The organism is Citrobacter sp. LST-B2 (genome assembly GCF_057983045.1).
In genome coordinates this window covers 3,156,563-3,181,868 of sequence record NZ_CP192598.1, presented here as the reverse complement: position 1 = coordinate 3,181,868, position 25,306 = coordinate 3,156,563, and the positions used below count along the sequence as shown (strand labels likewise).

General features: G+C 56.1%; 26 protein-coding genes. 16 read left to right on the top strand and 10 right to left on the bottom strand.

Annotation, left to right across the window (positions count from 1 at the left end; translation table 11 throughout):
- Positions 1-7 precede the first annotated feature (7 nt).
- Positions 8-1,018 (top strand): galactose/methyl galactoside ABC transporter permease MglC, encoded by a 1,011-nt coding sequence (gene mglC / locus ACQ0PY_RS15430; RefSeq protein WP_043000126.1) that lies wholly within the window; start codon positions 8-10, stop codon positions 1,016-1,018.
- Positions 1,019-1,069: 51 nt separating this feature from the next.
- Here the strand turns inward: mglC and ACQ0PY_RS15425 are convergent, their stop codons facing one another.
- The 6 genes from ACQ0PY_RS15425 to ACQ0PY_RS15400 all read right to left on the bottom strand — a co-directional run bounded on the left by ACQ0PY_RS15425 (position 1,070) and on the right by ACQ0PY_RS15400 (position 5,378).
- Complete coding sequence (locus ACQ0PY_RS15425) at positions 1,070-1,309, bottom strand: DUF2542 family protein (protein ID WP_043000128.1); 240 nt, start codon at positions 1,307-1,309, stop codon at positions 1,070-1,072.
- Positions 1,310-1,311: 2 nt separating this feature from the next.
- Complete coding sequence (gene sanA, locus ACQ0PY_RS15420) at positions 1,312-2,031, bottom strand: outer membrane permeability protein SanA (RefSeq protein WP_043000129.1); 720 nt, start codon at positions 2,029-2,031, stop codon at positions 1,312-1,314.
- A 202-nt stretch (positions 2,032-2,233) separates the two neighbouring features.
- On the bottom strand, positions 2,234-3,118 hold the full coding sequence (cdd, locus tag ACQ0PY_RS15415; protein WP_043000130.1) for a cytidine deaminase: 885 nt from the start codon (positions 3,116-3,118) through the stop codon (positions 2,234-2,236).
- A 129-nt stretch (positions 3,119-3,247) separates the two neighbouring features.
- Positions 3,248-3,943 carry a CidB/LrgB family autolysis modulator gene (locus ACQ0PY_RS15410; protein ID WP_044258648.1) on the bottom strand — a complete coding sequence of 232 codons (696 nt, stop codon included), beginning with the start codon at positions 3,941-3,943 and terminating at the stop codon, positions 3,248-3,250.
- Positions 3,940-4,338, bottom strand: coding sequence for a CidA/LrgA family protein (locus ACQ0PY_RS15405; RefSeq protein ID WP_043000132.1), 399 nt, complete (start codon positions 4,336-4,338; stop codon positions 3,940-3,942). Before ACQ0PY_RS15405 ends, ACQ0PY_RS15410 begins: the two co-directional genes overlap by 4 nt.
- 131 nt (positions 4,339-4,469) lie before the next feature.
- On the bottom strand, positions 4,470-5,378 hold the full coding sequence (locus ACQ0PY_RS15400; protein ID WP_042317990.1) for a LysR family transcriptional regulator: 909 nt from the start codon (positions 5,376-5,378) through the stop codon (positions 4,470-4,472).
- Positions 5,379-5,504: 126 nt separating this feature from the next.
- Here ACQ0PY_RS15400 and mhbT point away from each other — a divergent pair, with 126 nt between their 5' ends.
- From mhbT to ACQ0PY_RS15360, 8 genes are all read left to right on the top strand, one after another.
- Positions 5,505-6,863, top strand: coding sequence for a 3-hydroxybenzoate transporter MhbT (gene mhbT, locus ACQ0PY_RS15395; RefSeq protein ID WP_043000133.1), 1,359 nt, complete (start codon positions 5,505-5,507; stop codon positions 6,861-6,863).
- Positions 6,864-6,874: 11 nt separating this feature from the next.
- Complete coding sequence (gene gtdA / locus ACQ0PY_RS15390; protein ID WP_043000134.1) at positions 6,875-7,912, top strand: gentisate 1,2-dioxygenase; 1,038 nt, start codon at positions 6,875-6,877, stop codon at positions 7,910-7,912.
- A gap of 14 nt (positions 7,913-7,926) precedes the next feature.
- A complete protein-coding gene (locus tag ACQ0PY_RS15385) occupies positions 7,927-8,628 on the top strand; it encodes a fumarylacetoacetate hydrolase family protein (RefSeq protein WP_109740402.1) in 702 nt (233 codons plus the stop codon).
- A gap of 8 nt (positions 8,629-8,636) precedes the next feature.
- Entirely contained in the window at positions 8,637-9,281 is a 645-nt protein-coding gene (gene maiA, locus ACQ0PY_RS15380; RefSeq protein WP_043000136.1) for a maleylacetoacetate isomerase, read from the top strand.
- Positions 9,282-9,295: 14 nt separating this feature from the next.
- On the top strand, positions 9,296-10,489 hold the full coding sequence (locus tag ACQ0PY_RS15375; RefSeq protein ID WP_043000137.1) for a 3-hydroxybenzoate 6-monooxygenase: 1,194 nt from the start codon (positions 9,296-9,298) through the stop codon (positions 10,487-10,489).
- Positions 10,490-10,582: 93 nt separating this feature from the next.
- Positions 10,583-11,521 carry a tRNA dihydrouridine(16) synthase DusC gene (dusC, locus tag ACQ0PY_RS15370; RefSeq protein WP_099433341.1) on the top strand — a complete coding sequence of 313 codons (939 nt, stop codon included), beginning with the start codon at positions 10,583-10,585 and terminating at the stop codon, positions 11,519-11,521.
- A gap of 144 nt (positions 11,522-11,665) precedes the next feature.
- A complete protein-coding gene (gene mdtQ, locus ACQ0PY_RS15365; RefSeq protein ID WP_109740401.1) occupies positions 11,666-13,105 on the top strand; it encodes a multidrug resistance outer membrane protein MdtQ in 1,440 nt (479 codons plus the stop codon).
- 67 nt (positions 13,106-13,172) lie between these two features.
- Positions 13,173-13,934 carry an SDR family oxidoreductase gene (locus ACQ0PY_RS15360; protein WP_044258656.1) on the top strand — a complete coding sequence of 254 codons (762 nt, stop codon included), beginning with the start codon at positions 13,173-13,175 and terminating at the stop codon, positions 13,932-13,934.
- A gap of 5 nt (positions 13,935-13,939) precedes the next feature.
- Here the strand turns inward: ACQ0PY_RS15360 and ACQ0PY_RS15355 are convergent, their stop codons facing one another.
- Positions 13,940-14,509, bottom strand: coding sequence for a DedA family protein (locus ACQ0PY_RS15355; protein ID WP_043000141.1), 570 nt, complete (start codon positions 14,507-14,509; stop codon positions 13,940-13,942).
- A gap of 163 nt (positions 14,510-14,672) precedes the next feature.
- Here ACQ0PY_RS15355 and ACQ0PY_RS15350 point away from each other — a divergent pair, with 163 nt between their 5' ends.
- The gene (locus tag ACQ0PY_RS15350; RefSeq protein WP_043000142.1) at positions 14,673-15,260 is read left to right on the top strand and encodes a Yip1 family protein; all 588 of its coding nucleotides are present in this window, start codon (positions 14,673-14,675) and stop codon (positions 15,258-15,260) included.
- Between the two features lie 165 nt (positions 15,261-15,425).
- Positions 15,426-16,373: a D-alanyl-D-alanine endopeptidase gene (gene pbpG / locus ACQ0PY_RS15345; RefSeq protein ID WP_054176006.1), complete on the top strand. Its 948-nt coding sequence runs from the start codon at positions 15,426-15,428 to the stop codon at positions 16,371-16,373.
- On the opposite strand, the gene ACQ0PY_RS15340 is transcribed toward pbpG, so the two are convergent.
- Both ACQ0PY_RS15340 and dld read right to left on the bottom strand, forming a co-directional pair.
- Entirely contained in the window at positions 16,374-16,928 is a 555-nt protein-coding gene (locus ACQ0PY_RS15340; RefSeq protein WP_043000144.1) for a GNAT family N-acetyltransferase, read from the bottom strand.
- 112 nt (positions 16,929-17,040) lie between these two features.
- Complete coding sequence (dld, locus tag ACQ0PY_RS15335) at positions 17,041-18,762, bottom strand: D-lactate dehydrogenase (RefSeq protein WP_044258660.1); 1,722 nt, start codon at positions 18,760-18,762, stop codon at positions 17,041-17,043.
- 216 nt (positions 18,763-18,978) lie between these two features.
- Here dld and bglX point away from each other — a divergent pair, with 216 nt between their 5' ends.
- From bglX to ACQ0PY_RS15310, 5 genes are all read left to right on the top strand, one after another.
- A complete protein-coding gene (gene bglX / locus ACQ0PY_RS15330; protein WP_090049707.1) occupies positions 18,979-21,276 on the top strand; it encodes a beta-glucosidase BglX in 2,298 nt (765 codons plus the stop codon).
- Between the two features lie 141 nt (positions 21,277-21,417).
- Complete coding sequence (gene osmF / locus ACQ0PY_RS15325) at positions 21,418-22,335, top strand: glycine betaine ABC transporter substrate-binding protein OsmF (RefSeq protein ID WP_109740400.1); 918 nt, start codon at positions 21,418-21,420, stop codon at positions 22,333-22,335.
- 15 nt (positions 22,336-22,350) lie between these two features.
- Positions 22,351-23,517: an ABC transporter permease gene (locus ACQ0PY_RS15320; RefSeq protein WP_109740399.1), complete on the top strand. Its 1,167-nt coding sequence runs from the start codon at positions 22,351-22,353 to the stop codon at positions 23,515-23,517.
- Positions 23,510-24,457 carry an ABC transporter ATP-binding protein gene (locus ACQ0PY_RS15315; protein WP_109740398.1) on the top strand — a complete coding sequence of 316 codons (948 nt, stop codon included), beginning with the start codon at positions 23,510-23,512 and terminating at the stop codon, positions 24,455-24,457. Before ACQ0PY_RS15320 ends, ACQ0PY_RS15315 begins: the two co-directional genes overlap by 8 nt.
- The gene (locus ACQ0PY_RS15310; protein WP_109740397.1) at positions 24,441-25,172 is read left to right on the top strand and encodes an ABC transporter permease; all 732 of its coding nucleotides are present in this window, start codon (positions 24,441-24,443) and stop codon (positions 25,170-25,172) included. Before ACQ0PY_RS15315 ends, ACQ0PY_RS15310 begins: the two co-directional genes overlap by 17 nt.
- Here ACQ0PY_RS15310 and ACQ0PY_RS15305 read toward each other — a convergent pair.
- Positions 25,153-25,260, bottom strand: a complete 108-nt coding sequence (locus ACQ0PY_RS15305; protein ID WP_042318015.1) for a protein YohO — start codon at positions 25,258-25,260, stop codon at positions 25,153-25,155. The two genes, ACQ0PY_RS15310 and ACQ0PY_RS15305, sit on opposite strands and share 20 nt — an antisense overlap.
- Positions 25,261-25,306 lie beyond the last annotated feature (46 nt).

Genomic DNA, 25,306 nt, shown 5'->3' with positions numbered 1-25,306 from the left:
GCTCCTCATGAGTGCGTTAAATAAGAAAAGTTTTCTTACTTATCTGAAAGAGGGCGGTATTTACGTCGTTCTTTTAGTCTTGCTGGCCATTATTATTTTCCAGGATCCCACGTTCTTAAGTCTGCTTAACTTAAGTAATATTCTGACCCAGTCTTCCGTGCGTATTATCATTGCACTGGGCGTCGCCGGTCTGATTGTCACCCAGGGGACAGACCTGTCAGCGGGTCGTCAGGTGGGTCTGGCGGCGGTGGTGGCGGCAACGTTGCTACAGTCGATGGAGAACGCCAATAAAGTGTTCCCCGAAATGGCGACCATGCCGATTGCGCTGGTTATCCTGATCGTCTGTGCTATTGGCGCGGTCATCGGTCTGGTGAACGGGATTATCATTGCTTACCTGAACGTAACACCGTTTATTACGACGCTCGGCACGATGATTATCGTCTACGGGATCAACTCCCTGTATTACGACTTCGTGGGGGCTTCACCGATTTCGGGCTTTGATAGCGGCTTCTCGACCTTTGCGCAGGGCTTTATCGCACTGGGCAGCTTCCGGCTGTCGTATATCACGTTCTATGCGCTAATCGCCGTGGCGTTTGTCTGGGTGCTGTGGAATAAAACCCGCTTCGGTAAAAACATTTTCGCCATCGGCGGTAACCCGGAAGCGGCTAAGGTATCAGGCGTGAACGTGGCGCTGAACCTGCTGATGATCTATGCGCTGTCCGGTGTGTTCTATGCCTTCGGCGGTCTGCTGGAAGCGGGGCGTATCGGCTCGGCAACCAACAACCTGGGCTTTATGTACGAACTGGATGCGATCGCGGCGTGCGTGGTCGGCGGCGTGTCGTTTAGCGGTGGGGTGGGAACGGTGTTCGGCGTGGTGACCGGTGTGATCATCTTTACCGTCATCAACTACGGTCTGACCTACATCGGCGTTAACCCGTACTGGCAGTACATCATCAAGGGCGGCATCATTATCTTTGCGGTCGCACTGGATTCACTGAAATACGCGCGTAAGAAGTAATCCCTTCAGGGCAGAATCAAACCGGTGCAGACGTGCTCTGCGCCGGTTTTTTTATTTGATAAAAACTAACCAGATGCCGACAAGCAGCGCGCCGACCGAAAGGCCAAAGTAGACGCCAATATAGCTCCAGTAAGCGCCAGGTTCCTCTGCGCGCTGAATTAAGCGCGGCGTTTGCGAACCTTTGACCGTTTTCTCAACGACGCCAGAGCGTAACCCTTTAATACCTTCCCGCAGGGTCCAGGCGACGATCATCAGTACGCCAATCACGATAAAAAGCGTTTTGTCTTCCATGCTTATTTTCCTTGTCTCTTTTGCAGTTCAAGCAATTGTTCCGGTGTTACGGCCGGATAGCCCTGGGCATCGTCGGGAACCTGATGCAGGGAGGGAATTGGCACTAACGGGCCGAGGAAACGGGGTTCACGTTTAAACAGATACAGATCGGCCAGCGCGCCAAAACGTGCGCCAAACTCGCGTACCCGAACCGTCAGCATATCTTTTGGCGACGGCACGGCGTAGCACTGTGCCTGAATCCCCATATGCAACGCGATAAACAGCGCGCGTTCGCAGTGGAAACGCTGGGTAATGATGATGAAGTCATTGGTGTCAAAGACTTTACGGGTGCGGACAATCGAATCGAGCGTGCGGAATCCGGCGTAATCTAACACAATATCGGCAGGATCGACGCCAGCGGCAATCAGGTCTTTGCGCATCGTCATCGGTTCGTTATAGCTTTGCAGGGCGTTGTCGCCGCTGAGCAGCAGATAGTTAACTTTGCCGCTGTTATAGGCGTTCAGCGCACCCTGAATACGGTAGCGATAATACTGGTTGATCACCCCGGTACGATAATATTTGGCCGTGCCGAGCACCACGCCAACCTGGCGGTAGGGCAGGTCCTGAAGCTCATCGTAAATATAGGGGGCAGTTTTCCAGCTCATCCAGCGATCAAGGCCCAGCACGATCAACAGCAGCAAGCCGATCAGGACCAACAGGCTGTAGAGGGCGCGCTTTAGCATGAAGAAAACTCTGTCACTGGATGAAATTTCAATCAGGCTACTGTACCCGCTGGCGAAGCGCAAGAAACAGTAGTCTGATTGGGGGGATTTTCAGCAATACGTGAAACAAGCGTAGGCCTGATAAACGTTGCGCCATCAGGTGGTTAGACCGGATAGCGATGAAAACGCCTTATCCGGCCTGTGCGCGGACGCCATCAGATAATTAGCCCAAAAGTACGCGATCGATGTTGCTGCAGCCCAGCGCTTTCAGCGTGGCGGCGGTGGCATCCCACTGGATCAGCGGCGCGTCGGCTTTTTCCGCCAGCACCGCACGCTGAATATCGGCATAACCATAGCCGTTCAGATTCAACATAATCAGCGCGCCCTGTAGCGGTGGGATGGTCGGGTTAAATGCGGCGTTTTCGCCATAGCTTCCGCTAAAGATACGTCCATCTTTGCACTCCAGCGCTACACCGCTCGGTGACTGGCTGTACGGCATATGACTGCGGCTCGCGGCGGCAATGGCCGCTTGCGTCAGCGCATCTCCCTGAGGGGCGAAACCGTGATCCTGTTCGTCCATCAGTAGCGTTTTGATGTCGAGATCTTTCGGCCCAAACGCATCCGGCAAATAGTCGCGCAGCGTATGCGGTTCCCGACCGGGCAGATGAATGCGCAGATCCAGCCCGCTGTTCAGTTCGTTCATAAACTGGCGGCAGTGGCCGCACGGGGTGTAGTTAACGGTGATTGCGGCGAGACCTTTCTCGCCGCGCAACCAGGCGTGGCTGATGGCGCTTTGTTCAGCGTGAACCGTTTGTTGCATCGTCGCGCCGAGGAATTCCATATTGGCGCCGAAATACCACGTTCCGCTCACGCCGCGCGCAATTGCGCCAACGTTAAAGTTCGACAACGGCGTACAGGCGCAGGCCGCCGCCAGCGGCAGCAGCGCGAATGCCAGTGCGTCTTCGTCCAGTCCCGTTGCGCTTTTAAGCATTGATACCTGCTCAGCCGTCAGCGACGCGGGGAAATGCGTATCTGCCAGAATGGGCGCCAGCGCGGATTGCAGGTTGTCCGCAAGTTGGCTAAACGCAGTGTGAAAACGTGGGTGCATGGCGTTGCCTCATAACAATGTATTGGGATCGTAGTGTACGGGCCTGTTATGGCTATATGTGTGATCTAATTCTCATTGTGTATGCAACTTATGAAACATAAATTAAAAATGCGCGACGTATCGCAAATTTTAGCCCACAACCGCGAGAATAACCGGAAACAGGAACGGGGCGATCAGCGAGGTAATAATCCCGCAAATCACCAGCGCCAGCGAACTGAATGCGCCTTCCTGATAATCCAGCTCCGCACAGCGGGCGGTGCCGAGGGCGTGGGACGCGGTGCCCATCGCCAGTCCGCGTGCGGCTTTGGTTTTAATGCGCATGGCGTTTAACAGGGTATGACCAAAGACGGCGCCGAGTATACCGACGAAAATCACGCACACGGCGCTGACCGCCGGAATGCCGCCGATGCTGCCGCCCACGGCCATCGCAATCGGCGTAGTGACGGATTTCGGTAAGACGGAGGCGGCGATTTCAGGCGTGGCGCCCATCAACAGCGCCACTGTGGTGCCGGTCACCATCGCCACAACGCTGCCAACAAAACAGATAGTAATGATTGACTTCCAGCGGGCGCGAATCTGATGCAGCTGTTCATACAGTGGATAGGCCAGCGCCACGACCGCCGGTTGCAGCAGGTCATTCAGCACTTCGCTACCTTTAAAATAGCTGTCGTAGGAGATGCCGGTCAGCAGGAGGAACGGGATAATCACCACCATCGCCACCAGCAGCGGATTCAGTAAGGGAAATTTAAACCGTGTCGCCAGTTTGCGCGCACCGAAAAAAACCGCCAGCGTCAGCGGTAAAGACCACCAGATTGACGACATCATTCTTTAGATCCTTCCTGACCCACCACTTTCCGTTCACCGTGAACCAGATGTGAACTCCAGCTCACGACCAGAAACACCACCAGCGTACTGATCGCACACGACACCACCACCGGGCCAAACTGCGCGCGCAGCAGATCGAAGTACTGCATCACGCCGACGCCAATCGGCACAAATAACAGCGCCATATAGCGAATCAGCACATAGCAGCCAGGATTCACCCATTTCGCCGGGATAATTTGCAGCGCCAGCAGCACAAACAGGATCAGCATCCCGATGATGCTGCCAGAAATGGCGACAGGCAGCAGGGACGCAATAAAAATGCCTGCATACAGACAGGCATAAATCAGCACGAAAGCGCGTAAGTATTGCCAGATGATATTCAGTGTCTTGCTCATGTTGAAATTCCTCGAAGCGACGGATTCATCATACAATTAAACTTTAAAACGTGCTATCGATCACATCATGAATTCTTAGCATACTGAACATAGACAGCGGGAACATTGGGCAATATCCCCAATACGTGATGCTAAACTTGTGCCAGCAGTTGCAGAAAACGACTCAGCGCGCTGGACGGCGTCTCATTATTGCGCCAGAACACGCCCACGCTGCCTTTTTGTTCAATCTTCGGCAGGTTGAGGATCACCAGCTGTCCCTGGCTGGCATAGCGCTGTGCCAGCCGTAAAGAAAGGATAGAGATCATATCGCTGCTTTGCAGCAGGTTAGTACTGACGTTCATTGATGCCGACTCGATGGTGTTCTCCGGCAACATCACTCCGTTATCGACCAGCGCGTTATCAATGCTCAGGCGGATAGGCGTTCCCGTCGGCCAGACGATCCAGCGCCAGTGCGCTAGATCGGCCCAGCTCAGGGTGTCAAACTTCGCTAATGGATGGTGGGGACGGGCGACAAAGCAAACGGGTTCGGTATACAGCACCTGATAATTGAGCGGAAGCTGCAGCGCTCGCCCACCGACGCGGCCGACCACGACATCCACGGAACCGGCAAGCAGGTCGTGCAGCAGCGGCGTCATGACCTTTTCTTCAATGTTAAGGTGCAGCGTCGGCATCTCCACGAGCAGATTAAGGATCGCCTGCGACACACAGTCGGTCGCCACTGGCGAGCAGCCAATCTTCAGGCTCCCTACCAGCCCGCCTTCTTTAAAGCGTGCCATTTCATACTGTGAACGCTCCATGTCATTGATTAAGCGCTGGGCGTGTTGCAGCAGCAACTTGCCGCCTTCCGATGGGCGCAGGCCTTTACTGTGACGTTCAAAGAGCGTGATCCCCATCTCATCTTCGAGCTGTGACAGCCATTTCGACAGCGCGGGCTGGGTGATATTCATCATTCGTGCAACGTGCGTGAGATTCCCTTGTTCGCCCAGCGCCACCAGCATTTGCAGATGGTGCAGCTTCAGTTTTTGCGCCCAGTTTGCCATCAGCGATAACCTCCAGGTTATGTCTCTGCATGAAATGCCATTGTACATTTTATCGCCCAGTCTACAAACTCGTAACATACCAAAAACAAAACAACATCTGTCCCTACCTGCACCGAGGCATTCACTATGACTCAACGACGTGAACTACAAGCCCTGATCGATGCTGCTCCTGTCAGCAAGACACAGTGGCGGGTGATCATCTGCTGCTTTCTGGTGGTCATGCTTGATGGTTTTGATACCGCAGCCATTGGCTTTATTGCACCCGATATTCGTACCCACTGGCAGTTAACTGCCGGAGACCTCGCTCCGCTGTTTGGTGCAGGTCTGTTAGGACTTACCGCCGGCGCCTTACTTTGCGGACCGCTGTCTGACCGTTTCGGTCGCAAACGGGTGATTGAGCTCTGCGTGGCGTTGTTTGGTGCGCTGAGCCTGATCTCCGCCTTTTCGCCGGATTTGCAAACGCTGGTTATCCTGCGCTTTCTGACCGGTCTGGGCCTCGGCGGTGCCATGCCCAACACCATCACCATGACCTCTGAATACTTGCCCGCCCGCCGCCGCGGTGCGCTGGTCACCCTGATGTTCTGTGGCTTTACGCTCGGTTCAGCGATGGGCGGAATTGTCAGCGCGCAGCTGGTGCCGGTTATTGGCTGGCACGGGATCCTGGTCCTCGGCGGCGTGTTACCGCTGATGCTGTTCTTCGTCCTGCTCGCGGTCCTGCCGGAATCTCCACGCTGGCAGGTCCGTCGCCAGTTGCCGCAGGCAACCATCGCCAGAACGGTCAGCGCGATCACCGGCGAACGTTACGACAATACCCAGTTTTACCTCCAGGAGGCGGCGGCGATAGCCAAAGGCAGCATTCGTCAGCTGTTTGTTGGCCGCCAGTTGCCCATTACCCTGATGTTATGGGTGGTGTTCTTCATGAGTCTGTTAATCATCTATCTGCTGTCGAGCTGGATGCCGACGCTGTTGAACCATCGTGGGATTGACCTGCAGCAGGCTTCCTGGGTGACGGCGGCGTTCCAGATTGGCGGTACGCTCGGCGCGCTGGCATTGGGCGTGCTGATGGATAAACACAATCCCTTCCGGGTGCTGGCTACGAGCTACGCGCTGGGAGCGGTATGCATTGTCATGATTGGCCTGAGCGAAAACGGTTTATGGCTGATGGCGCTGGCGATTTTCGGTACCGGGGTAGGTATCAGCGGATCGCAGGTGGGCCTCAATGCCTTAACCGCCACGCTCTATCCCACCCAGAGTCGGGCGACGGGCGTGAGCTGGTCCAACGCGGTGGGGCGCTGCGGAGCGATTGTCGGTTCGCTTTCCGGCGGCGTGATGATGGCGATGAATTTCTCTTTCGACACCTTGTTTTTCATTATCGCTGTTCCGGCGGCCATTAGCGCGGTGATGTTAGCCGTACTTACGGTAGTTGTCCGCCAGTCAGCCTCTGTCCCTGATGCTATGCCGCATGCAAGCGTCGTGAACGAATAAGGAGAATCCCTATGTCAGACCATAATCAGGATGTTAAAAACAGCCGTCAGCAGTTTTACCAGCATATTTCGGGGCAGAACCTGACCCCGCTGTGGGAATCGCTGCATCATCTGGTTCCACAAACGCCGAATCCGACCTGTGCGCCAGCATACTGGAACTACCAGGAAATTCGTCCGCTGCTGCTGGAAAGCGGCAACCTGATTGGCGCGAAAGAGGCGATTCGTCGCGTGCTGGTACTGGAAAACCCGATGCTGCGCGGTCAGTCCTCTATTACGTCAACGCTCTATGCGGGACTGCAGCTCATCATGCCGGGCGAAGTCGCTCCCAGCCATCGTCATAACCAGTCGGCGTTACGCTTTATTGTGGAAGGGAAAGGGGCATTTACCGCCGTGGACGGTGAACGCACCCAGATGCACACCGGCGATTTTATTCTGACCCCGCAGTGGCAATGGCACGATCACGGTAACCCTGGCGATGAGCCTGTCGTCTGGCTGGACGGTCTGGATCTGCCGCTGGTTAACATTCTGGGCTGTGGTTTTGCCGAGGATTACCCGGAAGATCAGCAGCCGGTTTCACGCAAAGAGGGCGACTATCTGCCGCGCTATGCCGCCAATATGCTGCCGCTGCGCCATCAGAAAGGCAATTCATCGCCAATTTTCAACTATCGCTATGACCGCAGCCGCGACGCGCTGCACGACCTGACCCGTCTGGGCGATGCCGACGAGTGGGATGGCTACAAAATGCGCTATGTCAACCCGGTAACCGGCGGCTACCCGATGCCATCGATGGGGACGTTCCTGCAATTGTTGCCAAAAGGCTTTACCTCGCGGGTGGCGCGTACCACTGACAGCACCATTTATCACGTGGTTGAAGGGGCGGGTGATGTCACCGTCGGCAACGAGACGTTCCATTTCTCAGCCAAAGATATTTTTGTGGTTCCGACGTGGCACGGCGTGTCATTCAAAACCACCGATGAGACCGTTTTATTCAGTTTTTCGGACCGACCGGTACAGGAAGCCCTCGGGTTGTTCCGCGAAGCCCGCTATTAATTTGGGAGAGAACCATGACTCAGTATGTATTTGCACCACAGGCCCCCGTTACTGTCCCGGTTGTCGGCAGCGTTGCGCAGTTCCCCGTCCGTCGCGTGTACTGCGTGGGGCGTAACTACGCCGCCCATGCCCGCGAAATGGGGTTTGATCCGGACCGAGAGCCGCCGTTCTTTTTCTGTAAGCCTGCCGATGCGATTGTGCCGGTTGCCGTAGGCGAAACGTTAGCGCTGCCATACCCGGCGCAAACGGATAACTATCACTATGAAATTGAGCTGGTGGTCGCCATCGGCAAAAAGGGCAGCGATATCCCGTTAGAAAACGCTCATGAGTATATCTGGGGCTATGCCACCGGACTGGACATGACCCGCCGCGATCGCCAGATGGAGATGCGTCAGATGGGACGTCCGTGGGAAATCGGCAAAGCGTTCGATCTCTCTGCGCCCATCGCGCCGCTGCATAAAGCGGATGAAATTGCGGATATCACCTCTGCGCCCATCTGGTTACAGGTGAATGGCGACGATCATCAGCGCAGCGATATTCGCCATCTAATCTGGTCGGTAAATGAAACGATCAGCTATCTGTCCGGCTTCTTCGAACTGCAACCGGGCGACCTGATCTTCACCGGCACGCCGGAAGGCGTGGGTGCCGTAGTGAAAGGGGATGTGATCACCGGAGGCGTGGACGGACTGACGCCTATCGCTGTGAAGATTGTCTGAGGTGATGTATGAAGCTGTACAGTTTTTTTAACAGTTCGGCGTCGTACCGCGTGCGTATCGCGCTGGCATTAAAGGGCATCGACTACCACACGGTGGGCGTCAATATCCGTATTGGGCAGCAAAATGAACTGGCCTACCGGCGGATGAATCCGGTGGGGCTGGTACCAACGCTGGTAACCGATGATGGCGAAGCGCTGGGCCAGTCGCTGGCGATTATCGACTGGCTGGACCGGCATTTTCCGCAATCACGCTTGCTGCCCGTCAGCGATCCGGCGCGCACGCAGGTGCTGGAGATTGTCTATGCCATCGCTTGCGATATTCATCCGGTTAATAACCTGCGGGTGCTGCGCTATCTGAGCGAGGAACTGAAGGTCAGTGAAGAAGAGAAAAAACGCTGGTACGCGCACTGGATCCAGCAGGGGTTAAGCGCCGTTGAGCAGCTACTGCGTCAGAGTCAGTCGCAGAACTTCTGCGTGGGTAATGCACCGACGCTTGCCGACTGCTGTCTGGTCCCGCAATGGGCGAATGCGTTAAGAATGGGGTGCGATCTGAGCGGCTATCCGCGCTGCAAAGCCGTGTATGACGCCTGCACACAGCTCCCGGCGTTCATCGCCGCCGCCCCGGAAAATCAACAAGATAAAATCTCAGCCTGAGAAGGAGAATGACAATGGCTAAAGTGACGAGCGCAATTATTGTCGGCGGCGGAATTGGCGGGGCAGCCACCGCGCTTTCGCTGGCGCGTCAGGGTATCAAAGTGATGCTGCTGGAAAAAGCCCATGAAATTGGTGAGATCGGCGCGGGCATTCAGCTCGGTCCCAACGCCTTCTCTGCGCTGGACAGCCTCGGCGTCGGCGACGTCGCGCGTCAGCGTGCGGTGTTTACCGACCACATTACCATGATGGATGCCGTGAACGCGGAAGAAGTGGTGCACATCGAGACCGGGCAGGCCTTTCGCGACCACTTCGGCGGTCCGTATGCGGTCATCCACCGGGTCGATATTCACGCTTCCGTCTGGGAATCCGTACTGACTCATCCAAACGTTGAGTACCGGACCTCGACCAATGTGGTCGACATTCGCCAGACGGCGGACGACGTAACGGTGTTCGACGAGCAGGGGAATAGCTGGACCGCTGATATTCTGGTCGGTTGTGATGGCGTGAAGTCGGTGGTGCGTCAGAGTTTGCTGGGCGATTCGCCGCGCGTGACCGGACACGTCGTTTACCGTGCGGTGATTGACTGTGCGGACATGCCGGAAGACCTGCGCATTAACGCGCCAGTGCTCTGGGCCGGGCCGCATTGCCACCTCGTGCACTACCCGCTGCGCGGTGGCAAGCAGTACAACCTGGTCGTCACCTTCCACAGCCGCCAGCAGGAGGAGTGGGGTGTGAAAGACGGCAGTAAGGAAGAGGTGCTGTCGTATTTCGCCGGGATCCATCCGCGCCCGCGGCAGATGCTGGATAAACCCACGACCTGGCGTCGCTGGTCAACCGCCGATCGCGAACCGGTAGAGAAATGGGGCACTGAGCGCATCACGCTGGTGGGCGATGCCGCGCACCCGGTGGCGCAGTACATGGCGCAGGGTGCCTGTATGGCGCTGGAAGATGCTGTGACGCTGGGTAAAGCGCTGGAGCAGTGCGATGGCGATGCGGCGAAAGCCTTTGCGCTGTATGAGTCGGTACGCATTCCACGCACGGCGCGCATCGTCTGGTCGACGCGCGAAATGGGGCGCGTGTATCACGCAGCAGGCGTGGAGCGTCAGGTGCGAAACCTGTTGTGGAAAGGTAAATCGCAGGCGGAGTTTTATCGCGGCATGGAATGGCTGTACGGCTGGAAAGAAGATAACTGTCTTCTGCCACGCTGAGAATACAGGCGCTTTGCGCCGTCATCCGGCAAAAGGTTTTGCTCATCGCACAGAGGCGCTATGATAGCGCCTCTTTTTTTTGCGGATAACGATATGCGTGTTTTACTGGCGCCGATGGAAGGCGTACTTGATTCACTGGTGCGCGAACTTCTGACGGAAGTGAATGACTACGATCTTTGCATCACCGAATTTGTGCGCGTGGTGGATCAACTCTTGCCAGTAAAAGTCTTTCATCGACTCTGTCCCGAACTGCTCAACGGTAGCCGGACCCCATCCGGCACCTTAGTGCGCGTGCAACTGTTAGGGCAGTATCCCCAGTGGCTGGCGGAAAATGCCGCCCGCGCCGTGGAACTCGGTTCTTACGGTGTTGATCTTAACTGCGGGTGTCCGTCAAAAATGGTCAACGGCAGCGGCGGCGGTGCGACGCTGCTGAAGGACCCGGAACTCATCTATCAAGGCGCGAAAGCGATGCGTGAAGCGGTGCCGGCGCATCTGCCGGTGACGGTGAAAGTGCGTCTGGGCTGGGACAGCGGCGACAAAAAGTTTGAGATTGCAGATGCCGTCCAGCAGGCCGGGGCGAGTGAACTGGTTGTACACGGGCGCACCAAAGAGCAGGGCTATAAGGCGGAACATATCAACTGGCAAGCGATTGGCGAAATTCGCGAGCGACTGTCTATTCCGGTGGTTGCCAATGGTGAAATCTGGGACTGGCAAAGCGCCCAGGAATGCCTGGCCGTCAGTGGCTGTGACGCGGTGATGATTGGCCGCGGGGCACTGAACATTCCCAACCTCAGCCGGGTGGTGAAGTATAACGAGCCGCGAATGCCATGGTCGCAGGTTGTCGAACTGCTGAAAAAGTATACCCGTCTGGAAAAACAGGGCGACACCGGTTTATATCATGTCGCACGTATTAAACAATGGCTGGGCTATTTGCGAAAAGAATATGAAGAAGCCACGGACGTCTTCCAGTCTATCCGCGCGTTAAATAATTCACCGGATATTGCCCGCGCGATCCAGTCGATAGAAATTTAATATTATTGAGCTGCATATATTCTGCTTAGATATATTTTGCCAGGTGTGACTTTTCATTGCTGAAGATGTTATGCCACGCGTAACTAAAAAAGCGCGCACAACAACGGGTAAGCTCCGCGCACCTTTTCTTATCAGAATATTTTAATGACTCGTTACTCTTTTCACGCGCTGAAAGCGGGCTTTCCGCTGGTTATTCTGCTCGCGGGATGTGCTCCCATGCATGACACTCAACAGACGCTGACTCAGCAACTTCCCGCTTCTCACGTAGATTCGGCGCTGCCGCCAGCGTTGAAGAACGGGTGGCCCGGAAGCCAGTGGTGGCAGGATTATCATGACGCACAGTTGAACGAGTTAGTGAAGAACGCACTTTCCCGTTCTCCGGATATGCAGGTGGCGGAACAGCGAATCAGACTGGCCGAAGCGCAGGCTAAAGCCGTTGAAGCCCAGGACGGGCCGCAGGTCGATTTCTCCGCCAATGCCGAACGGCAGAAAATGTCCGCGGAAGGCATCATGGGGCCGTTTGCCCTGAACGATCCGGCCGCAGGCACGACGGGGCCGTGGTACACCAACGGTACGTTTGGCCTGACGGCCGGTTGGGATCTCGATTTATGGGGCAAGAACCGCGCGGAAGTGACCGCGCGCATCGGGGCGGTGAAAGCGCGGGAAGCCGAGCGTGAGCAAACCCGTCAACTGTTAGCCAGCGGCGTGACGCGGCTTTACTGGGAATGGCAGACCGAGGCGGCGCTGAGCAAACTGCTGACTCAAATTGAACGGGAACAGCGTAACATCATTGCTAGCGATCGCCAGTTGTACAATAACGGCATCACCTCTTCGGTTGAAGGCGTGGAAACAGATATCGATGACAGTAAAACCCAGCAGCAGTTGAATGAGGTTGCCGGGAAGATGAAGGTGATTGAGGCGCGTCTGAGCGCGCTGACCAACACGCAGTCGGCGGCGCTGAAGCTGTATCCGGTGAGCCTGCCAAAAGTGGAAAGCCAGTTACCGACGCAGCTGGGCTACTCCTTACTGGCGCGCAGAGCGGATTTACAGGCGGCGCACTGGGTGATCGAATCGTCAATGAGCAGCGTGGAGGCGGCGAAGGCGGCGTTCTACCCCGACGTCAATCTGATGGCCTTTTTGCAACAGGATGCGCTGCATCTGAGCGATCTGTTCCGCAGTTCCGCCCAGCAGATGGGCGTGACCGCGGGCCTGACGCTGCCGATCTTCGACAGTGGCAGACTGAATGCCAACCTTGATATCGCTCAGGCGCAGAACAATTTGTCGATCGCCAGTTATAACAAAGCCGTCGTTGATGCGGTAAATGACGTGGCGCGCACGGCCAGTCAGGTGGCGACGCTGATGCAGAAAAATCAGCATCAGCAGCAGATTGAACATGACGCCGATCGAGTGGTCAGCCTGGCGCAGGCGCGCTATAACGCCGGGATTATCGCAGGCTCTCTCGTTAGCAAGGCCAGAATTCCCGCGCTGCGCGAGCAGAGTAACGGACTGATTTTGCAGGGACAGTGGCTGGATGCCTCCATCCAGCTTACCAGCGCGCTCGGCGGCGGTTACCATCATTCCTGATTATTTCGGTTGCTTCGAAGAGAGTTTCTATACTTAAGGCTCAGTTCTGTTGCAACCGGAGGATGATATGGCAAAAGCAGCAATCGTGACGGCTTCCGATTCAGGTATTGGCAAGGCGTGCGCCCTTCAGTTAGCGAAAGCGGGATTTGATATCGGCATCACCTGGCATTCAGACGAGCAGGGAGCGCGTGATACCGCCCGTGAGGTGGAAAGTCATGGCGTCCGGGCGGAGACCCTTCAACTTGACCTGAGCCAGCTGCCGCAGGGTGCACAGGCGCTGGAACATCTGATTGCGCGCTTTGGCCGGATCGATGTGCTGGTCAATAACGCGGGAACGATGAGCAAATCCGCATTCCTGGAGACTTCCTTTGACGACTGGCGGCAGATATTTACGGTCGATGTCGATGGGGCGTTTCTCTGCTCACAGCTGGCGGCCCGCCAGATGGTGAAGCAGGGACAGGGGGGGCGCATTATCAATATTACCTCGGTGCACGAACATACCCCGTTACCTGAGGCCAGCGCCTACACGGCGGCGAAACATGCTCTCGGCGGACTCACCAAAGCCATGGCGCTTGAGCTGGTCCGCCATAACATTCTGGTTAACGCTGTGGCGCCTGGGGCGATAGCCACGCCGATGAATGATATGGATGACAGTGACGTTAAGCCGGGAACCGAGCCGTCAATCCCGCTGGGAAGACCTGGGTCGACGCGGGAAATCGCCAGTCTGGTCGCCTGGCTGTGCTCGGAAGAGGCGGGTTATACCACCGGGCAATCGTTTATTGTGGATGGGGGATTTATGCTGGCCAATCCCCAGTTCAGGCCGGAATAACCCGCTTACCCCACCTGTTTACGGCTGCGGCGTTTCAGCCACCAGCGAACGCCGATCACCAGCACCACCGCCAGAATCAGCCAGATCCAATGTTTGAGATGCTGATCGAGATGATGCAACCATGGCGCGACCACTTCACCTCCTGCATAACCCAGGGTGGTGAAGATCAGCGCCCAGACCAGCGCGCCAAGGATATTCAGCGGTAAAAAAATCTTTGGCGGCAGATGGCTGGCGCCAATCAACAGCGGGCCAATCACGCGAAACCCGTACATAAATCGGGTGCCGATCACGAACAGATACGGGCGACGCTGGATCATCTTCTGCGCCTGACGAATTTTGTCACGATGACGAGCAAAGCGGCGCAGGATCCTGCCACCAAAGCGGCGTCCCAGCAGATAAAGTAACTGATCGCCTATCATGCCGCCTAAGGCCACGGCCACGACCACGAGGGGGAACTTGAGTAATCCCTGATGCGCCGCCACGCCCCCCAGCAGAGTAATGGTTTCGCCTTCCGCCAGACTTCCAACCACCAGCGCGGCATAACCGTATTGCGCAATAAGACTGTTTATATCCATACGTATGTATGACCTCCACAATGGTAAGCATACACCCTCTGAATTCGTGATGCTCAAAAAGGGCCATCAGGCGCGGCGGCATTTCTTTATCTGTACAATAAATAATCGCAAAGCTGAATTATACTTGAAGTGTTAGGTTCACAGCTGACAACAAGGGGGCGGTATGAACCATGTCTGGGGGCTGTTTTCTCATCCCAATCGTGAAATGCAGGTGATCAACAGCGAGAACGAAACGGTTTCGCATCACTACACCCACCATGTGCTTTTGATGGCGGCCATCCCGGTCATTTGTGCCTTCATTGGTACGACGCAAATCGGCTGGAATTTTGGCGACGGCACTGTCCTGAAGCTTTCTCTGTTTACGGGCCTGGTGCTGGCTGTTCTGTTCTATGCCGTGATGCTGGCGGGCGTGGCGATCATGGGGCGCGTGATCTGGTGGATGGCGCGGAGTTATCCGCAGCGTCCGTCTTTGACGCACTGTATGGTGTTTGCCGGTTATGTGGCGACGCCGCTGTTTCTCAGCGGTCTGGTGGCGCTGTATCCGCTGGTGTGGCTTTGCGCATTTGTCGGGACGGTAGCGTTGTTCTATACCGGCTATCTGCTCTATGTAGGCATTCCGACATTCCTGAATATCAATAAGGACGAAGGGCTGAGCTTCTCCAGTTCAACCCTGGCTATCGGCGTACTGGTACTGGAAGTGCTGCTGGCGCTGACCGTCATCCTCTGGGGATACGGCTATCGCTTGTTCTGATTATCGTGCTGCGTTGCTGGTGTAAAAGCCAGCAACGCAGCCTTTCCTGACGATTCTCTTCTGGCGGCAAGGTCATTAGCTCGCTATGATTCCACTGCTAGCCTGAGCCATCCTGACTTCGGCGGTGCGTGTCATCACGCGTGAATCATTTTCTGAAATCTCATCATGCTGAAATTCCGAGTTTCCATACTGAGCCTGGCGCTGATGCTGGCTGTGCCTTATGCGCCGCAAGCGCTGGCAAAAACGGCGGCGGCTGCCGCGGCGTCTCAACCTGAGATTGCCTCCGGTAGCGCGATGATCGTGGATCTGAACACCAATAAGGTGATCTATTCGAACCATCCGGACCTGGTGCGTCCGATTGCGTCGATAACCAAATTAATGACGGCGATGGTGGTGCTTGATGCACGGCTGCCGCTGAACGAAAAACTGAAAGTGGATATCAGCCAGACGCCAGAGATGAAAGGGATCTACTCTCGCGTGCGGCTAAACAGTGAAATCAGCCGTAAAGATATGTTACTGCTGGCGCTGATGTCCTCGGAAAACCGGGCCGCAGCAAGCCTGGCGCACCATTATCCGGGCGGCTATAACGCCTTTATTAAGGCGATGAACGCGAAGGCAAAAGCGCTGGGCATGACCCAGACGCGTTTTGTGGAACCAACCGGTTTGTCGATTCACAACGTGTCGACCGCGCGCGATCTCACCAAACTGCTGATCGCCAGCAAGCAGTATCCGCTGATTGGACAACTGAGCACCACGCGTGAAGATATGGCGACCTTCGCCAACCCGGCGTATACACTGCCGTTTCGCAATACCAACCATCTGGTGTATCGCGACAACTGGAATATTCAGCTCACTAAAACTGGTTTCACCAACGCCGCAGGGCATTGCCTGGTGATGCGCACGGTAATCAACAATAAACCGGTGGCGCTGGTGGTGATGGATGCATTCGGCAAGTACACCCATTTTGCCGATGCCAGTCGTTTACGCACGTGGATCGAAACCGGGAAAGTGATGCCGGTTCCGGCGGCGGCATTGAGCTATAAAAAGCAAAAAGCCGCACAGATGGCTGCAACGGGCGGCAATGCGGGTGAGCAGACCGCGCAAAACGATTAATTACTCCGGCAGCGTCCAGTCACCTTCGTTGAGTGGGCGCTGCATAATCAACGTATCCCGCCAGTCTCCTTTCTTATACCCGACGCTACGCAATTGTCCGGCAATCTCGAAACCGTGTTTTTTATGCAACCGCAGCGACCCGGGATTGTTATGCCCGTCGCCAATTACCGCCACCATCTGCCGCCATGGCCCTTCCTCGCAGCGGGTGATTAACGTCTGCATCAGCAGGCTGCCAATGCCGCGTCCGGTCATGCTGGCATCGACATAAATCGACTCTTCCAGGGTATAGCGATAGGCCGGGCGCGGGCGATATTGTGTGGCGTAGCAATAACCGACAACCACGCCGCGATAGAGCGCCACCAGCCACGGCAGACCATACTGCGCGACCGTACGCATACGTCGGCGCATCTCATCGATCGTCGGAGGCGTTTCTTCAAAAGAGGCGCGGCCATTCAACACATGCCACGCATATAACGAGGAGATCGCCTCTACGTCGTCGGGCAGCGCGTCGCGCACCGCAATATCGTTATCAGAAAGCGTATCGGCAACAGACATGGTTCTCACCTTTGCGAAGAAAACCGGAGTCCTCACGACTCCGGTACATCTGCTTACTTTTGCACGATATTTCGTGCAAATCCAGCCTGCGCCATTAAGCAGTTTACTGGAGTTAATCAGAAGAGGGGACTTTCCAGAATTTCTGCTTACTGGTCTTGCCTATTCCGGGATTCATACTATTGGTCGGGTCATTTTCGCGATAAAAACGGGTCAGCGCGGGCGGTGCTTCATACAGATGCCCGACGTTATGCTCTGCCGGATATTGCGCACCGCGCTGTTGCAGCAGTTCCAGCATTTGCTCTTTCAACGCGTGAGCATCCACGCCTTTCTTCACGATGTAATCCTGGTGGAAGACATAGCACATAAAGTGACCGTAATAGAGTTTATGTACCAGTTGGCTGTCGATTTCCGCCGGCAAATGTTCATACCATTCGGTGTCATTGCGGCGCAGGGCGATATCCAGCGCCAGAATATCCTCCACCTCATCAGCATGAACCGCCTGGTAGCGAATCGCTGCGCCAGCGGCTGCAAAGCGGTGCAGGAAGGCCTTGCTGCCTTCTTCCGGCGTGCAGGCAAAGAAGTCGCCTTCTGCGGTTTTAAAAAATTCCGTGAGCCAGTTTTGCGCTTCAGCGACGCCATCGCCCGCCATTTTTAACAGCAGATGATGTTCATATTTATCGCGCCAGCTTTTCATGCGCGGCGGCAGATGACTCGGGAACAAGTGACCAAACTTTTGCATCGCGCGGTCGGTAAAGTGCGGACGGAAGAATTTCACCTTTTCCAGCATCGCATCGGTGCGGCCCTTCAGCGTGAAGAAGAACGGCATTTTGTCGGTGCCGAGCTTGTCAATCATCAGGAAGGTGTCTTTGCCGTATTGTTCAGCAATGTCGTAGATATCGCGGTGCATGTATTCACCCGCGACCGGCAGATTGTCGAACGTCGACAGAATATGGCGACGGAGCGCTGTCAGCACCTCGGGTTGGTTGGTGCCAATGTAAAACACCTGCTGGTTTTTTTCCGCTTCAAAGGTGTCGAGACGCACGGCGAAGACCGCCAGTTTCCCGGCGCAGCCGGAGGACTCGAACAGGCGCTCCGGGTCAGCGTTATAGCGCGCGGGGGTGTCGGCATCAATGTCTCTGACGCGGGTGACGTAGTCGTGGTCATGCGCATGACGCCCGTCGTGGCGGACATTTTCCTCTTTGATCCGCTCATCGTCCAATTGACTCAGGATCTGCTCCGGCGTTTGTCCCAGATCGATCCCCAAATGGTTAACCAGTTGCAGCTTGCCGTTTTCATCAATGCGGGCAAACAGGGACATTTCGGTATACGCTGGGCCTCTTTGCACCAGCGAGCCACCGGAGTTATTACAGATCCCACCAATGACCGACGCGCCGATACATGATGAGCCAATCACCGAGTGCGGTTCACGCCCCAGGGGTTTCAGCGCTTTTTCCAGTGAGTACAGCGTGGTGCCTGGATACGCCAATACCTGCTCGCCTTTGCCCAACACGTGCAGTTTGTCGAGGCGCAGGGTGCTGATAATCACAATCTCGCGGTCATAGTCATTGCCGTTCGGCGTGGAACCTTCGGTCAGGCCGGTATTGGCGGCCTGCATCAGGATAATTTTATCGGCGTTGACGCAGGCGTTCAGCACGCGCCAGAGTTCCAGCAGCGATCCGGGAAAGACCACCGCCAGGGCGTCGCCCTGACCGGAACGGAAGCCCTTGCGATAGCGGGCGGTTTTAGCCGGTTCGGTAAGCAGGTGTGAATGTCCCACCAGACGGGCGAGCTCATTCAGGAAGGTTTTATTATCAGTTGTTGTAATGGAAGACATTTTCCACTCCTTGTGGTGGGACAAAATATCAGGTTCAAGCATAGCGCTTTGTATGACAATACGCTTTCTCATTCACGCTGTCTTTGAATTGGCGGCGTTGAAAATTAAGAGAATAACCTTAGCTTTCTGCCGCGCTGCCGTTTAGGCTTATGGCAAAATGTGGTTTTTGCTATATTTTCGCTGCCACGTCGGGCTTTAGAGGAAGAGAGAATCAACATGAAATGGCTATGTTCTGTAGGTGTCGCAGTTAGTCTGGCATTGCAACCCGCGCTGGCGGAGGAGCTGTTCGGAAACCATCCGCTGACGCCGGAAGCGCGGGACGCGTTTGTCACCCAGTTGCTGACGAAAATGACTGTCGATGAAAAGATTGGTCAGTTGCGTTTAATCAGCGTCGGTCCGGATAACCCGAAAGAAGCGATCCGCGAGATGATCAAAGACGGCCAGGTGGGGGCAATTTTTAACACCGTTACCCGTCAGGATATCCGCAAAATGCAGGATCAGGTGATGGAACTGAGCCGCCTGAAAATCCCTCTCTTTTTTGCCTACGACGTATTGCACGGCCAGCGTACCGTCTTCCCGATTAGCCTCGGACTGGCGTCCTCTTTTAACCTCGACGCGGTGAAAACCGTCGGACGCATCTCGGCGTATGAAGCCGCCGACGACGGCCTGAACATGACCTGGGCGCCGATGGTCGATGTCTCCCGCGATCCGCGCTGGGGACGCGCCTCGGAAGGCTTTGGCGAAGATACGTATCTGACCTCCATCATGGGAAAAACGATGGTGGAAGCGATGCAGGGCAAAAGCCCAGCGGATCGCTATTCGGTGATGACCAGCGTTAAGCACTTCGCCGCCTACGGCGCCGTGGAGGGCGGTAAAGAGTACAACACCGTCGACATGAGCCCGCAGCGCCTGTTTAACGACTACATGCCGCCGTACAAAGCCGGGCTGGATGCAGGCAGCGGCGCGGTGATGGTGGCGCTGAACTCATTGAACGGCACGCCAGCGACCTCTGATGCCTGGCTGCTGAAAGACATTCTGCGCGACAAGTGGGGCTTCAAAGGCATTACCGTTTCTGACCATGGTGCTATCAAAGAGCTGATTAAACACGGCACCGCCTCCGACCCGGAAGATGCCGTCCGCGTGGCGCTCAAGTCCGGCATTAACATGAGTATGAGCGACGAGTATTACAGCAAATATCTGCCTGGGCTGATCAAATCCGGCAAAGTGACGATGGCGGAGCTGGATGACGCGACGCGGCATGTACTCAACGTGAAATATGACATGGGGCTGTTTAACGATCCGTACAGCCATCTGGGAGCAAAAGAGTCTGATCCGGTGGATACCAACGCCGAAAGCCGTCTGCACCGGAAAGAGGCGCGTGAAGTGGCGCGTGAAAGTCTGGTGCTGTTGAAAAACCGCCTCGACACGCTGCCGCTGAAAAAATCGGGGACGATTGCGGTTGTCGGCCCGCTGGCGGACAGCAAACGCGACGTGATGGGCAGTTGGTCCGCCGCAGGCGTTGCCGATCAGTCCATCACGGTGCTGACCGGCATTAAAAATGCTCTCGGTACAAAGGGTAAAGTGGTGTACGCCCATGGGGCCAACGTCACTAACGATAAAGACATTGTCACCTTCCTCAATCAGTACGAAGAGGCGGTGAAGGTGGATCCACGTTCACCTCAGGAGATGATTGATGAAGCCGTCAAGGCGGCGAAGCAGTCTGACGTAGTTGTCGCCGTAGTGGGTGAGGCGCAGGGCATGGCACATGAAGCGTCAAGCCGTACGGATATCACGCTGCCACAGAGCCAGCGCGATCTGATTGCGGCCCTGAAAGCGACCGGCAAACCGCTGGTGCTGGTGCTAATGAACGGTCGTCCGCTGGCGTTGGTGAAAGAAGATCAACAGGCCGATGCGATTCTGGAAACCTGGTTTGCCGGTACGGAAGGCGGCAACGCGATCGCCGACGTCCTGTTTGGCGACTACAACCCGTCGGGCAAACTGCCCATGTCTTTCCCGCGTTCGGTAGGGCAGATCCCGACCTATTACAGCCACCTCAACACCGGTCGTCCGTATAACGCCGACAAGCCGAACAAATACACCTCTCGCTACTTTGACGAAGCGAACGGTCCGCTCTATCCATTTGGTTATGGTCTGAGTTACACCACGTTTGACGTTTCTGACGTGACGCTCTCTGCGCCAACCCTGAAACGCGACGGCAGCGTGACGGCAAGTGTGAAGGTGACCAACACCGGTAAGCGTGAAGGTGAGACGGTGATCCAGCTGTATGTGCAGGACGTCACGGCTTCCCTGAGCCGCCCGGTGAAAGAGCTGAAAGGCTTTAAGAAAGTGAACCTGAAACCTGGTGAAACGCAAGCCGTTAGTTTCCCGATTGATATCAATGCGTTGAAGTTCTGGAATCAGCAGATGAAGTTCGATGCCGAACCCGGCAAGTTCAACGTCTTTATCGGCGTCGATTCTGCCCGCGTGAAGCAGGGGTCGTTTGAATTGCTGTAACGGTTACAGGGGGAACTGACCAATGGGTTCCCCCTTGTTGGTCCCGTGAAAATACGGAAATGTCGGGTTAACCGAATACTTTTCGACTATGCTTTCCCCTCAAGTCGCTGAAAAAGTCGGCAAAAAGATGAGGAAAGCTTCATGACAATCTCAAAGATTTGGGCCGGTTCGCTGGCGCTGTTAGCGGCAGTGAGCTTACCCTTGCAGGCGGCGTCGCCGGTAAAGGTCGGTTCTAAAATTGACACCGAAGGCGCGCTGCTCGGCAACATCATTTTGCAGGTGCTGGAAAGCCACGGCGTCAAAACGGTCAATAAAGTCCAGTTTGGCACCACGCCGGTCGTGCGCGGCGCGATCACCTCAGGCGAACTGGATATCTACCCTGAATATACCGGTAACGGCGCGTTCTTTTTCAAAGATGAAAACGATCCGGCGTGGAAAAACGCACAAGCTGGCTTTGAGAAAGTCAAAAAACTCGATGCGGAGCAAAACAAGCTGGTCTGGTTAACGCCGGCGCCAGCCAATAATACCTGGACTATCGCGGTGCGCAGCGATGTCGCCGAAAAAAATAAACTCACCTCACTGGCCGATCTCGGGCGTTATCTGAAAGAGGGCGGTACTTTCAAACTGGCCGCCTCCGCTGAATTTATCGAGCGTGCAGACGCGCTGCCCGCTTTCGAAAAAGCCTACGATTTCAAACTCAGTCAGGAGCAGTTGCTGTCGCTGGCAGGGGGTGACACCGCCGTGACCATCAAAGCGGCCGCGCAGCAAACGTCCGGCGTCAATGCCGCGATGGCCTACGGTACGGATGGTCCGGTCGCCGCGCTGGGGCTACAGACCTTAAGCGATCCTAAAGGCGTTCAGCCCATTTATGCGCCAGCGCCTGTGGTGCGTGAGGCGGTACTGAAGGAATACCCGCAGATGGCGGAATGGCTGCAACCGGTGTTTGCCAGCCTCGATGAAAAAACGTTGCAACAACTTAATGCCAGCATTGCCGTTGAAGGGTTGGACGCCAAAAAAGTGGCGGCGGACTATCTGAAACAAAAGGGATGGGTGAAGTAAACGGACTGAAAAAGGTTGGGTGACGTGTCAAAAGTCAGTATTCAGCGCGTACTGTTGCTGCTGGTTATTCTTTCAGCCGCTGCTGTCGCGCTGCCGTTTGTGAACTATGCGCCGAATCGCCTGGTATCGGGAGAGGGACGCCAGCTCTGGATGCTCTGGCCAGGTTCGGTGTCGATGCTCACCGGCGCGGGTTGCGCCATGTTGACCTTGTGCTTTGTGCCGGGAAGAAAGGGGGCCGTGTGCACGCTGGTGGTGGCGCAACTGCTGGTGATCCTGATGTTGTGGAGCGTCGGCAAGGCGGCGACGTATCTGGCTGAAACCGGGACGCCGCTGGCGCGAACCAGTGTGGGAAGCGGTCTGTGGCTGGGGCTTGCGCTCGGATTGCTCGCCTGCAGCGATGCCATCCGGCGGATCACCGTGCAACCTCTCTGGCGCTGGGCGTTACATACGCAGATAGCGATTGTTCCCGTCCTACTCCTGTTGACGGGAACGTTCGACGATCTCTCGTTACTCAAAGAGTACGCTAACCGCCAGGATGTCTTTGATGATGCACTGGCTCAACATTTGACGCTGTTGTCAGGTACCGTATTGCCCGCGCTGGTGATTGGCATTCCCCTCGGTATCGGATGTTATTTTTTCCCGTCCAGCCAGGGACCGGTGTTTACCGTCCTTAATGTGATCCAGACCGTTCCTTCCGTTGCCCTGTTTGGCTTGTTGATTGCGCCGCTTGCCGGACTGGTAAAAGCGTTCCCCTGGCTTGCCACGGTGGGCGTGGCGGGAACCGGTTTGACCCCGGCGTTGATCGCGCTGGTGCTGTATGCGCTTCTGCCACTGGTTCGTGGCGTGGTGGCCGGGCTGAATCAGGTTCCCCGTGATGTTCTGGAAAGCGCACGCGCGATGGGCATGAGCACCGCTCAGCGTTTCCTTCACGTGCAGTTGCCGCTGTCGTTGCCGGTCTTTTTACGTAGCCTGCGGGTGGTGATGGTACAGACCGTCGGGATGGCCGTCATCGCGGCGCTGATTGGCGCTGGCGGTTTTGGCGCGCTGGTGTTTCAGGGACTGCTCAGCAGTGCCGTCGATCTGGTGCTGCTGGGGGTGATCCCGGTTATCGCGCTGGCGGTACTGATTGATGCGCTGTTTGATTTAGGGATCGCTCTGCTGAAGGTAACCCACCATGATTGAATTTAGCCACGTAAATAAAGCCTTTGGTGAGCACAACGCGGTTAGCAACCTGAACCTGCACATTCAGGAAGGCAGTTTCTCAGTACTGATTGGTACCTCGGGCTCGGGGAAATCCACGACCCTGAAAATGATTAACCGACTGGTGGAGCATGACAGCGGCAGGATCCGCTTTGCAGGCGAAGAAATCCGCAGTCTGCCGGTGCTGGAACTGCGCCGACGGATGGGCTACGCGATTCAGTCGATTGGCCTGTTTCCGCACTGGACGGTGGCGCAGAACATCGCCACCGTGCCACAACTGCTGAAGTGGCCGCGCAAAAAAATTGATGAGCGGGTGGCAGAATTAATGGCGTTGCTCGGGCTGGAAGAGGGATTGCGCGAGCGCTATCCGCACCAGCTTTCCGGTGGGCAGCAGCAGCGCGTGGGCGTGGCGCGGGCGCTGGCCGCCGATCCGCAGGTACTGCTGATGGATGAACCGTTTGGCGCGCTGGATCCCGTCACGCGTGGGGCGTTGCAGCAAGAGATGACCCGTATCCACCGTTTGCTGGGGCGAACCATTGTGCTGGTGACGCACGACATTGATGAAGCGCTGCGACTGGCGGAGCATCTGGTGCTGATGGACGGCGGCGAGATAGTCCAGCAAGGGACACCGTTGGCGATGCTGACGGCCCCGACGAATGACTTTGTGCAACAGTTTTTCGGTCGCAGTGAACTGGGGGTGCGACTGCTGTCACTGCGCACCGTGGCGGACTATGTTCGCCGGGATGAGCGCATTGACGGAGAGACGCTGACGGAAGCGATGACGCTGCGCGATGCGCTTTCAGCGTTTGTCGCGCACGGCCGCGATGTGTTACCGGTGGTCAACCGGCAGGGCATGGTTTGCGGGACGCTGCATTTTCGCGATCTGCTATCGGAGACGCTGACGCATGAAACGACTGCGTGACCCGCTGCTCTGGCTGATCGCACTTTTCCTGCTGATGCTGGCAGGTTTACCGCACAGTCAGGCGATTTTCGCCAGCCTGTTTCCCGAACTTCCACGTCCGGTCTATCAGCAGGAGAGCTTTCTCGCGCTGGCGCTGGCCCATTTCTGGCTGGTGGCCGTGTCAAGCCTGTTTGCGGTGGTGATTGGTGTCGGCGCCGGGATTGTGGTGACCCGACCATGGGGAAGAGAGTTTCGTCCGCTGGTGGAGACCATTGCCGCCGTTGGACAAACCTTCCCGCCCGTCGCGGTATTGGCGATTGCGGTGCCGGTGATGGGGTTTGGTCAGCAACCGGCCATTATTGCGTTGATTCTGTACGGCGTGTTACCCATCCTCCAGGCGACGCTGGCGGGGATAGGATCGATCCCGGAAAGTGTGTGCAGCATTGCCAGTGGCATGGGGATGAGTCCGGGACAACAGTTACGCAAGGTTGAGCTGCCGCTGGCGGCACCGGTGATTCTGGCAGGTGTGCGAACGTCGGTGATTATCAATATTGGCACCGCGACTATCGCGTCGACGGTAGGTGCCAGCACGATCGGTACACCGATTATCATTGGTCTGAGCGGGTTCAATACGGCGTATGTCATTCAGGGGGCGTTGCTGGTTGCGCTGGCGGCGATCATCGTAGACCGCCTGTTCGAACGGTTAGTGCAGCACCTTAGCCGGCACGCAAAATGAAGGTATAGCCTGCAAGCATCACGCCGCCAATACCGCCAATGGCCATGAGTAAAAAGAGGGTGATGACACCGATTTTCGCTACGCTCATGATGTTCTCCTTATGTTAACCCAGAGATTATACAGAGAAGCGTAGC

What these genes read in the sequence shown, in the direction of transcription:
- dld (WP_044258660.1), bottom strand. Translation starts at nt 18,762, where the DNA reads ATGTCTTCCATTACAACAACTGATAATAAAACCTTCCTGAATGAGCTC.
- ACQ0PY_RS15410 (WP_044258648.1), bottom strand. Translation starts at nt 3,943, where the DNA reads ATGATGTCGTCAATCTGGTGGTCTTTACCGCTGACGCTGGCGGTTTTT.
- pbpG (WP_054176006.1), top strand. Translation starts at nt 15,426, where the DNA reads ATGCTGAAATTCCGAGTTTCCATACTGAGCCTGGCGCTGATGCTGGCT.
- ACQ0PY_RS15425 (WP_043000128.1), bottom strand. Translation starts at nt 1,309, where the DNA reads ATGGAAGACAAAACGCTTTTTATCGTGATTGGCGTACTGATGATCGTC.
- maiA (WP_043000136.1), top strand. Translation starts at nt 8,637, where the DNA reads ATGAAGCTGTACAGTTTTTTTAACAGTTCGGCGTCGTACCGCGTGCGT.
- ACQ0PY_RS15360 (WP_044258656.1), top strand. Translation starts at nt 13,173, where the DNA reads ATGGCAAAAGCAGCAATCGTGACGGCTTCCGATTCAGGTATTGGCAAG.
- mhbT (WP_043000133.1), top strand. Translation starts at nt 5,505, where the DNA reads ATGACTCAACGACGTGAACTACAAGCCCTGATCGATGCTGCTCCTGTC.
- ACQ0PY_RS15385 (WP_109740402.1), top strand. Translation starts at nt 7,927, where the DNA reads ATGACTCAGTATGTATTTGCACCACAGGCCCCCGTTACTGTCCCGGTT.
- ACQ0PY_RS15315 (WP_109740398.1), top strand. Translation starts at nt 23,510, where the DNA reads ATGATTGAATTTAGCCACGTAAATAAAGCCTTTGGTGAGCACAACGCG.
- mglC (WP_043000126.1), top strand. Translation starts at nt 8, where the DNA reads ATGAGTGCGTTAAATAAGAAAAGTTTTCTTACTTATCTGAAAGAGGGC.
- ACQ0PY_RS15355 (WP_043000141.1), bottom strand. Translation starts at nt 14,509, where the DNA reads ATGGATATAAACAGTCTTATTGCGCAATACGGTTATGCCGCGCTGGTG.
- cdd (WP_043000130.1), bottom strand. Translation starts at nt 3,118, where the DNA reads ATGCACCCACGTTTTCACACTGCGTTTAGCCAACTTGCGGACAACCTG.
- ACQ0PY_RS15310 (WP_109740397.1), top strand. Translation starts at nt 24,441, where the DNA reads ATGAAACGACTGCGTGACCCGCTGCTCTGGCTGATCGCACTTTTCCTG.
- ACQ0PY_RS15340 (WP_043000144.1), bottom strand. Translation starts at nt 16,928, where the DNA reads ATGTCTGTTGCCGATACGCTTTCTGATAACGATATTGCGGTGCGCGAC.
- sanA (WP_043000129.1), bottom strand. Translation starts at nt 2,031, where the DNA reads ATGCTAAAGCGCGCCCTCTACAGCCTGTTGGTCCTGATCGGCTTGCTG.
- bglX (WP_090049707.1), top strand. Translation starts at nt 18,979, where the DNA reads ATGAAATGGCTATGTTCTGTAGGTGTCGCAGTTAGTCTGGCATTGCAA.
- dusC (WP_099433341.1), top strand. Translation starts at nt 10,583, where the DNA reads ATGCGTGTTTTACTGGCGCCGATGGAAGGCGTACTTGATTCACTGGTG.
- mdtQ (WP_109740401.1), top strand. Translation starts at nt 11,666, where the DNA reads ATGACTCGTTACTCTTTTCACGCGCTGAAAGCGGGCTTTCCGCTGGTT.
- ACQ0PY_RS15400 (WP_042317990.1), bottom strand. Translation starts at nt 5,378, where the DNA reads ATGGCAAACTGGGCGCAAAAACTGAAGCTGCACCATCTGCAAATGCTG.
- gtdA (WP_043000134.1), top strand. Translation starts at nt 6,875, where the DNA reads ATGTCAGACCATAATCAGGATGTTAAAAACAGCCGTCAGCAGTTTTAC.
- ACQ0PY_RS15405 (WP_043000132.1), bottom strand. Translation starts at nt 4,338, where the DNA reads ATGAGCAAGACACTGAATATCATCTGGCAATACTTACGCGCTTTCGTG.
- ACQ0PY_RS15375 (WP_043000137.1), top strand. Translation starts at nt 9,296, where the DNA reads ATGGCTAAAGTGACGAGCGCAATTATTGTCGGCGGCGGAATTGGCGGG.
- ACQ0PY_RS15305 (WP_042318015.1), bottom strand. Translation starts at nt 25,260, where the DNA reads ATGAGCGTAGCGAAAATCGGTGTCATCACCCTCTTTTTACTCATGGCC.
- osmF (WP_109740400.1), top strand. Translation starts at nt 21,418, where the DNA reads ATGACAATCTCAAAGATTTGGGCCGGTTCGCTGGCGCTGTTAGCGGCA.
- ACQ0PY_RS15350 (WP_043000142.1), top strand. Translation starts at nt 14,673, where the DNA reads ATGAACCATGTCTGGGGGCTGTTTTCTCATCCCAATCGTGAAATGCAG.